This is a genomic window from Micromonospora sp. 067-2, from assembly GCF_046549295.1.
In the GTDB taxonomy this organism is placed as follows: domain Bacteria; phylum Actinomycetota; class Actinomycetes; order Mycobacteriales; family Micromonosporaceae; genus Micromonospora.
Window position 1 is genome coordinate 76,227 of sequence record NZ_JAJPWB010000015.1, and the last position, 7,289, is coordinate 83,515.

Below are 7,289 nucleotides of genomic sequence, written 5' to 3' on the forward strand. Positions count from 1 at the left end.
CGGTTACCTCCGGGCCGGGGCGACGCGGGTACGGATGTGGTCGGGTGGCTCGCCGAGGGAGGCCACCGCTTCGGAGAGGCAGCGCCACAGCGCCCATGCCTCGTCGGGGGTCAGGTACATGCGGCGCCGGCCGCCACCGACCGCGAGATAGACCGGGTACGCGTCGGGCCGGTCGGGGTCGACGCGCACGGACACCGCCGTGCTGGTGGCGCCGTCGGTGCCGGGTGCGCGGAGCCGGTAGAAGGTGCGGCCATCGGTCGGGGCGGTCACCGCGGCTCACCCCCGTCGGTGTCCCGGTCGAGGATGTTGAGCAGCGAGTCGGGCAGCAGTGGTCCGCGACGCTGCCGGGGCAGGGGCGGGCGGGCCGGTTCGGTGGCGGTTTCCCGGCCGACCTGCGCGAGGATGTCCGCCGCGTCGGCCGGCGCCGGGTACTCGGCGGCCAGCTCCCGAATGTGGTCGTCGGAGATGTAGGAGAAGCGGACCCGGGCTGGCTCGGGGGTGCCGTCGAGGATCACGTAGCCGACGCCCTTGGCCCAGCGGGGCATCTGGTCGGCGAGGGCACCCCGGTTGCGGGCACCGTCGCCCAACACGAGGTCGACCTGAGCGGCCTCGGTCAGGCCGAGGGCGATCCGGGTCGGGAACAGGTCCCGGAACGGCAGCACCTCCTTACGGGGGTCCTGCAACGCCGCCACCACCAGGACACCGACGCCGGCACCCTGCGACAGCAGCAGCCCGAGCGACCCGGCGATGCGCTTGCGCAGGTCGACGTCCTGGAGGTAGGCGGTCAGTGCCGCCATCTCGTCGATGACGACTACGACCAGGGGGTCAGCCAGGGTCGGAGTGTGGACCCGCACCGCGCCGGCAAGCCGGGTCTGCCGCTCCCGCATGACTGTCACGGCCTCGTCGAGCAGATCGGCCATGGCCTCGAACGACTTGCAGGCGAACCGGGCGAACAGCGGCTGACCCATGGCGAACTCCATGCCGCCCTTGGGGTCGATCACCCAGAGCCGGACCAGCCCGGAGGAAATCCCGCCGGCCAGGACGCGGACCAGCGACCACAGCACCGAGCCCTTCCCGGAACGGGTGGCGCCGCCGATGAGGACGTGCGTGGCGAGCAGGTGCAGGCACCAGTGCCGCAGGTCTTCCCGTCGAGCCAGGGGTAGAGCGGTGAAGTCGGGCACCGATGGGACGTCGAACGGGTCGACCAGGGTGCGCAGCGCATCCGTGCGGACCACCACCAGGTAGACCACTGACGGCCGATCCCGGAACCGCAGCCGGTCGACCGCGGTCAGGACCAGCGCCCAGTAGCCGGACCGGATGGGCGGGTCATCGGGGCGCTCGGAGTAGACCCGGGCGTGCCGCCGGCCGAAGGCGTACGCCAGGTTTGCCGTTGCCTTCTGGAACTCCTTCGGCGTCTGACCGCGAACCATGCGGATGGTCAGCACGTCTAGCGCCTGATTCGAGCGGACCCGCAGCAGCTCCGGCAGGACGGTGCGATGGTCGTACACCTTGGCCAGGCCGCAGAGCGTCATCGCCTCACGCCAAGCCCGCCGATAGACAAAGAGCTGACGAAACCGGCCGAGGATCGGGCCGGCGCACCAGGACCACCAGGACGACTCGTGCCGCCACCGCCACACCGCCGACACGGCAGCGGCCAGGACCACGGGCACGATTACGCCGGACCGGCCGAACTCCCGGTAGAGGCTCACCCCAGTCACGACCAGGCCGACGGCGACCGGGTGGCGAAGACACCACCACAGGCCCCGCCACAGCCACCGCAGCACCAGGCCGACCGCGATCAGCCAGACCGGCAACTCAAGACGACGCGGCCGGATCACCATCAGGTCACCGGCGGTCGTCATCACGACCTCGCCCCGCGGCCGACGCCTCATCGCGCACCCGCCACGACGAGCCGCCGCAGGACGGCAGGCATACGCTTGGACATGTCACTACCTCTCTCGACAGAGCAGGGGAAAGAGACAGAGGGCGGGGCTGCCGTCCGCCAAGACCTCACAGCCCCGCCCCCACCAGATGCGGCTACTGCGCCGCCTTCGTCGCCACGCCCGCCGGGGCACGCATCCCGGTCGCCCGCAGCGAATACGCCATCCGACCGTTGTTGCCCACGTACGGCGTGACGGTCATGCCCTCGAACTCCACCGCCTCGAACAGGCCACCCGTCGGCGGCACCGGCTGGAAGTCCGCCGAGATCTTCACCGTCGTCTCCCGCGACCGCTTCCCCAGCTCCGGATCCAGGTCCATCACCCGGACCTGCCACACCCGCTGGCCGGTCAGCTTGTCCTTCGCCGGGCTACGCCGCCCGGTCTTCTCGTCGTAGTCCTCGACCTCGCCCAAAGACTCGGGCACCAACGCGCACCCCGCCGGGAACACGTCCTCACACCGCACCGCGAACCTCGTACCGCCGCGCAGAGCCATCGCTCAACCTCCAACTTGTTAACTTGTCTGCCAAGTTGCGATCCAAGGTAGACCGCGCTTGGCAGACAAGTCAACAAGCGTCGAGCCATGCACGACCGTTCTGCACGCTTTGCGTGCTATGTCCCTGAGGGATGCTATGGCAAGCCGAAACCGTCATCATGAGAACGTGCAGAGGCTCAAGAATGCGTGGTGGCGGCTCAAGATATGGAAGCAATTGCAGACTAGCTCCTTGCGGGAACTCCGGAAACGAGCCACGATCCGACCTATATTCTGGACGCTTCCGCTCTTCCTCGCGGGACTGGTCATGTACGCCTTAGCCCTGTGGGGTGCACCGAGAATGCTGGCGGTAGATGACCTCGCCGCAGCAACTCCAGAAGCCCGACTTGTTGCCGCGCACAACGCTCGTCTACTAACCGTCTCGATCGCCGGCGCGTTGGTTGTGGGTGCCGGCCTTCTCTACACCGCCCGCAACTATCGCCTGGCTCACCGCGGACAAGTCACTGACCGGTTCGCCAAAGCGTTGGAACGGCTCGGCTCTAGCGAGCTCTATATCCGAATTGGCGGAATCAGGGCGCTAGATCACGTGATGCGCGACTCGGCTGACCACTATCTCGACTGCGTAGAGGTACTTTCGTCCTTTATACGGGAACGCGCGCCAAGGGCGAACAATCGGGACGACAGCTCGCCCACGATCTATCCACGCCCTATTCTTCCGGCTGAGCCGTTCGCTGATGTACAAGCAGCCTTCACCGCGCTAGCTCATCGGCCGACTAAGCGTGAGGTGGAGAGACATCTGCTCGATTTTCGAAACTTGCACCTAAGGTCGCTCAACCTTAGAGATGCCCAGCTCGACGACGCAGATTTCTCTGGTTCCGATTTGCAAGACTCGAACTTATCTGGAGCAACAGCCCGCTTCGCAGTGTTCGACGCTACCAATCTACGAGAGGCATCCTTCTATTCCGCCCGCATGGAGGGCGCCAGATTCGCCAACTCGCGGCTTTCGGGAGCGAACATGAGCGGAATCCAGTTGGCCAACGCCCATCTGGTAGAGGCAAATCTCGAAGGCGCGAACCTCTATCGAGCAAACCTCTTCTCAGCAAACCTACGTAGAGCCGACCTGCGGGCGGCAAAATTGCGCGAAGTTAACTTTAGCTACGCGGGTCTTCGATCTGCGGACCTCCGCAGGGCCGATCTAACAGACGCGCAACTAACATCCGCTGACCTTTCGAATTCGACCTTACACTTCTCCTCACTGGCAGGCGCGAACATACATGACGCCAACCTGACGGGTGCGCGAATGCAAAACGCCCTTCTGAGTTACGCGGAAGAGGAAGCCGAGAACGGTCCAGAGACCATTGATCCAGGGAATTGACCCAGGCTGTCTATTCGGAGATTGGCAGGCGTTGAACAGGGTAACGTATCGCCGTGACGAAGAGAGAGACTGCACGTAGCTCAGACAGCGCTCACCAGCGACCAGCGGGAGTCGACGATACGACGATCGAGGCACTTGGCGAGCTGAGCAAAGCGCTAGAGACGGTTCATCGGGTACGAGGATGCCTCTACTCTGCCCATCAGCTAGTAGGCGGAGCGGACCTTGTTCTCGACAGAGTCGTCGCACTTTTGCACGATGCCGGCCATAGGGACATGGCCGAACGTGTTCAGAAGGAACTGCTGGGGCGCAACGTACTGCCAGGCCGCTGGACGTTCCAGATCGTGGAGGAGTTCGATGACGGCTACTACGCCGCGTTCCAGGAGATCGAGCGGGACGCGCGGGAGAAGCTGGCCGGCGGTCGGCGGCACATCTTCGAGGCGGAGATGAAGGAGCGGCGGCGTACCCACGGGATGCCGGGGCACGAGGCTACGCCGTAGCGCTGCCGCCGAAGCCGTTCGGGATCATCGAGGCCAAGGCGTTGGCTCGGGCCTCGATGATCCTCATGCGTGCCTGGTACTCGGCTGGTTCCCGGTGCGCGGCCTGGCTGGTGACCTGACCGGGCCACTTGCGGTAGAGCAGGCCGTACTCCCGGGTGAAGTAGCCCGCGGTGACCGCGTTGGCGGCGAGCAGGAGGCCGGTGTCTTCGGAGGCGGGCAGGGCCATCCAGCCGCCCAGGGCAAAGACAAGATCTCGCCGCAGGCACAGGGTCGCGGGGTGCACAGATGACCGGTAGTCGTTGGTCTGCCAGAACGTCAGGACCGAGCCGCGGTCGATGACCCCGCCGGCCGGGTCCTTGTCCCATCCGGCGGTCGACCCGTCGGGCAGCAGGTCGAGGACCCGCGAGGTGGTCCAGCCGATTTGCGGGTGTCCGTCGAACGCGGCGATGTCCCGGGCGAGCGCGCCGGGGGTCAACTGGTCGTCGGCGTCCAGCACCTTGATGAGTTGCCCGGAGACTCGGGAAAGAGCGAGGGTACGGGCAACACCTGGCCCACCGGGACGGCCGGTGCCAAGACTGATCCGGGGATCGTCAGGGAGCGCGTCGACCAGGGCGCCGGTCTGCCCGTCCTCTTGGACGAGCCATTCCCAGTCCCAGCCGTCAGGCATCTCTTGCTTGGCCAACGACTCGTAGGCGCCGGGCAGGTGCTCGATGCTGGGCGCGTGGACCGGGGTGATGAGTGAGACGAGCTGCGTCAAGTTTTCCACCGCTGGAGTTTGTGGGAGTAGACAAGCTCGGTGCGGTCGCCCGGCATCACCACGTCGGCGACCTCGACGACTCGGCCGGTGGTGTCGGTCGAGGTCTTCCGCACGGTGAGCACGGAGACGCCCGGGTCGATGTCCAACAGCTCGGCCTCATCGGGCGACGGTGGGCGGGCGCGGATCTCGTCGTCGATTCGGTCCAGCTCGATGCCGAGCGTGTGGAGCTGGTGCTGCGTGCCGCCCGGCCACGGTTCTTTGCCTGCGTCGAGCAGGTCCGGGTTCGCGGCCACGAGGTCGTACGGCAGGTAGGAGTACGACACGGTCAGCGGCGCGTTCTCGTGCCGGGAGGACGTCCAGTAGACCCGGCGCAGCAGCGGCGTACCCGGCTCGACCTGCAAGGCTGCTGCCATCTCCGCATCAGCCTCCACCCGCGAATACTCGGCGTGGAACTTCAGGTCGTCGACGGTCAGGCCGGTGTCGTGCTCAGTGGCGCCAGTCTTCAGCCGCTCGTCCTCGCCGAGCAGGACCCGGTCCTTCTCCCACTGGTACCGCTCGGTGTTACGACGGCGTACCCGCTGGCGAGGCGCCCGCACGTAGGTGCCGCGCCCCTGCTCCGCGCGGACCAGGCCCCATTCCCGGAGCTGCCGGATGGCGTTGCGGACACTTGTGCGCGACAGGCCCGAGGTGTCGGCCAACTCGGTTTCGCTGGGCATCAGGGTGCCGGGGGCAAGTTCGCCGCTCACGATCTTCGCCCGCAACTCCTCCGCGAGTTGCAGGTAGCGAGGGCGCCAGTCCCGGCCTTGCACACCGGTCACCGTACCCCCTAGACGTTCCAACGTCTGCCAGGTGGTCCCGCCGGCGGGCCGCTCAGGAACCGGCGGTACGGCTACCGCTGCTCGCGGTGGCCGCGCAGGGCGCAGGCCAGGAGTACGAGGAACGGCTGAGCCCCGACGGGTGTTGGCGTTCACCCCGTCCCTCCGGCCTGCTCGCCACCATCTGCCGGTGTCAGCATCTCCAGCTGGGCGTAGACCAGCTCGTCAATGAGACGGTCTACCTGCGCGGGCGACAGGAGTACGGTCTGCGTCGCGCCGTATCGGGTCGCGTCGAGCTTCACGGCCAGATCCCGGCGAGCGAACCGGTCGACGACCAATTGGACGGTGACCCAGCCGGTCCGCTCCCGTCCGATGGTGGAGAGAAGCCCGCGGTGCATCGGGTCGTTCGGTCCACAGCCTCGACACCAGATCGGGCACACGACAGGTGCGATCGATGACTGCGACGGGCCCTCTGGGGTGTCAGCACCCCTACTCATCGCCGGCCCCCTGTTGTCCGGTGGCCTGCGCCACCGATTCGCGAAGTTGCTCGACCAGTTGGGCTGCCTGCGGCAAGGACAGTTCCGCCCAGGCGTTCCCGGCTCGGCACGTCACGTGAACACCGACCATGGGGCCACCCAGAGCCTCACTGCTGATGAGGTAGGTAACGACGAGTCCGCCCGCCCGACTGTCGCCTGCCCGCTGCATTGGGCCGCGATGACGGCGAGCCATGTGCGTCATCACCGGCGGCACCAGGTAACCGCAGCGATCCGGGACGCACCAGTCCGGGTGGCTAGTGACGGCGGCCGGCTTGTTCGTACGGCTCATCGCGGCCACCGCCCGCCGTTGCCTCGAAAGAGCTGGGCCCGCGTCATCAAGGGCGCGTACCGGAGCACAGGCAATTGCTGGGTGACGCCCGCTGACCACTGAGGCGAGGAGGTCGTAGAAGCCGCGCGAGAACTCGCCCGACCGATGCTGCTGGCACCCCGGGCGGTTGGGCGCCTTTGAGACCACCAGGACGAGAACCAATGGTTTCGACGATGAGAGCCGGACATCGCACCTCCACAGGTAGGCGGGAACCGGTGGCCAGCCACGGGGGAATGCGGCCGGCCACCGGCCCGGATGAAGGCACGGCGCATCGTCCGACGCCGGACGGGTCGGGTATCGCCGAGCCAACTTGTACGCGCGACTACCGCAACCGGTCCGACAGGACGCCGCGCATTAGGTGCGACCAGGGCCGACGCGAGACCACCCCTGACACGGGCCGTCACCTCAGCCGCACACCAGGAAACGTATCTACAAGTGGATGAGTTGTCTAGACGTCGAAACGGGTCACTTGGTTGGCACTTGGTAAGACAAGTGCCAGGTACGGTGAGCAGGTGCCCACCCCGCACTACGGACAGCCCCGCTACCGCGTT

At 66.8% G+C, this 7,289-nt stretch carries 8 protein-coding genes; 2 read left to right on the forward strand and 6 right to left on the reverse strand.

Annotation, left to right across the window (positions count from 1 at the left end; translation table 11 throughout):
* Positions 1-3 precede the first annotated feature (3 nt).
* The 3 genes from ACLJN9_RS30140 to ACLJN9_RS30150 form a co-directional block, all read right to left on the reverse strand.
* Positions 4-270: a hypothetical protein gene (locus tag ACLJN9_RS30140; RefSeq protein WP_410815068.1), complete on the reverse strand. Its 267-nt coding sequence runs from the start codon at positions 268-270 to the stop codon at positions 4-6.
* Positions 267-1,862: an FtsK/SpoIIIE domain-containing protein gene (locus ACLJN9_RS30145; RefSeq protein ID WP_410815070.1), complete on the reverse strand. Its 1,596-nt coding sequence runs from the start codon at positions 1,860-1,862 to the stop codon at positions 267-269. Before ACLJN9_RS30145 ends, ACLJN9_RS30140 begins: the two co-directional genes overlap by 4 nt.
* Before the next feature lie 175 nt (positions 1,863-2,037).
* Positions 2,038-2,433, reverse strand: a complete 396-nt coding sequence (locus ACLJN9_RS30150; RefSeq protein ID WP_410815071.1) for a transcriptional regulator — start codon at positions 2,431-2,433, stop codon at positions 2,038-2,040.
* Between the two features lie 166 nt (positions 2,434-2,599).
* On the opposite strand from ACLJN9_RS30150, the gene ACLJN9_RS30155 reads away from it, so the two are divergent.
* Together ACLJN9_RS30155 and ACLJN9_RS30160 are read left to right on the forward strand one after the other, a co-directional pair.
* Complete coding sequence (locus ACLJN9_RS30155) at positions 2,600-3,805, forward strand: pentapeptide repeat-containing protein (protein ID WP_410815072.1); 1,206 nt, start codon at positions 2,600-2,602, stop codon at positions 3,803-3,805.
* A gap of 47 nt (positions 3,806-3,852) precedes the next feature.
* On the forward strand, positions 3,853-4,302 hold the full coding sequence (locus ACLJN9_RS30160; protein ID WP_410815079.1) for a hypothetical protein: 450 nt from the start codon (positions 3,853-3,855) through the stop codon (positions 4,300-4,302).
* Here ACLJN9_RS30160 and ACLJN9_RS30165 read toward each other — a convergent pair.
* The 3 genes from ACLJN9_RS30165 to ACLJN9_RS30175 all read right to left on the reverse strand — a co-directional run bounded on the left by ACLJN9_RS30165 (position 4,292) and on the right by ACLJN9_RS30175 (position 6,176).
* A complete protein-coding gene (locus ACLJN9_RS30165) occupies positions 4,292-5,068 on the reverse strand; it encodes a glycosyltransferase family 2 protein (RefSeq protein WP_410815073.1) in 777 nt (258 codons plus the stop codon). The genes ACLJN9_RS30160 and ACLJN9_RS30165 overlap by 11 nt on opposite strands.
* On the reverse strand, positions 5,056-5,877 hold the full coding sequence (locus ACLJN9_RS30170) for a GntR family transcriptional regulator (protein ID WP_410815074.1): 822 nt from the start codon (positions 5,875-5,877) through the stop codon (positions 5,056-5,058). Before ACLJN9_RS30170 ends, ACLJN9_RS30165 begins: the two co-directional genes overlap by 13 nt.
* Before the next feature lie 149 nt (positions 5,878-6,026).
* On the reverse strand, positions 6,027-6,176 hold the full coding sequence (locus ACLJN9_RS30175) for a hypothetical protein (RefSeq protein WP_410815075.1): 150 nt from the start codon (positions 6,174-6,176) through the stop codon (positions 6,027-6,029).
* Between the last annotated feature and the right edge of the window lie 1,113 nt (positions 6,177-7,289).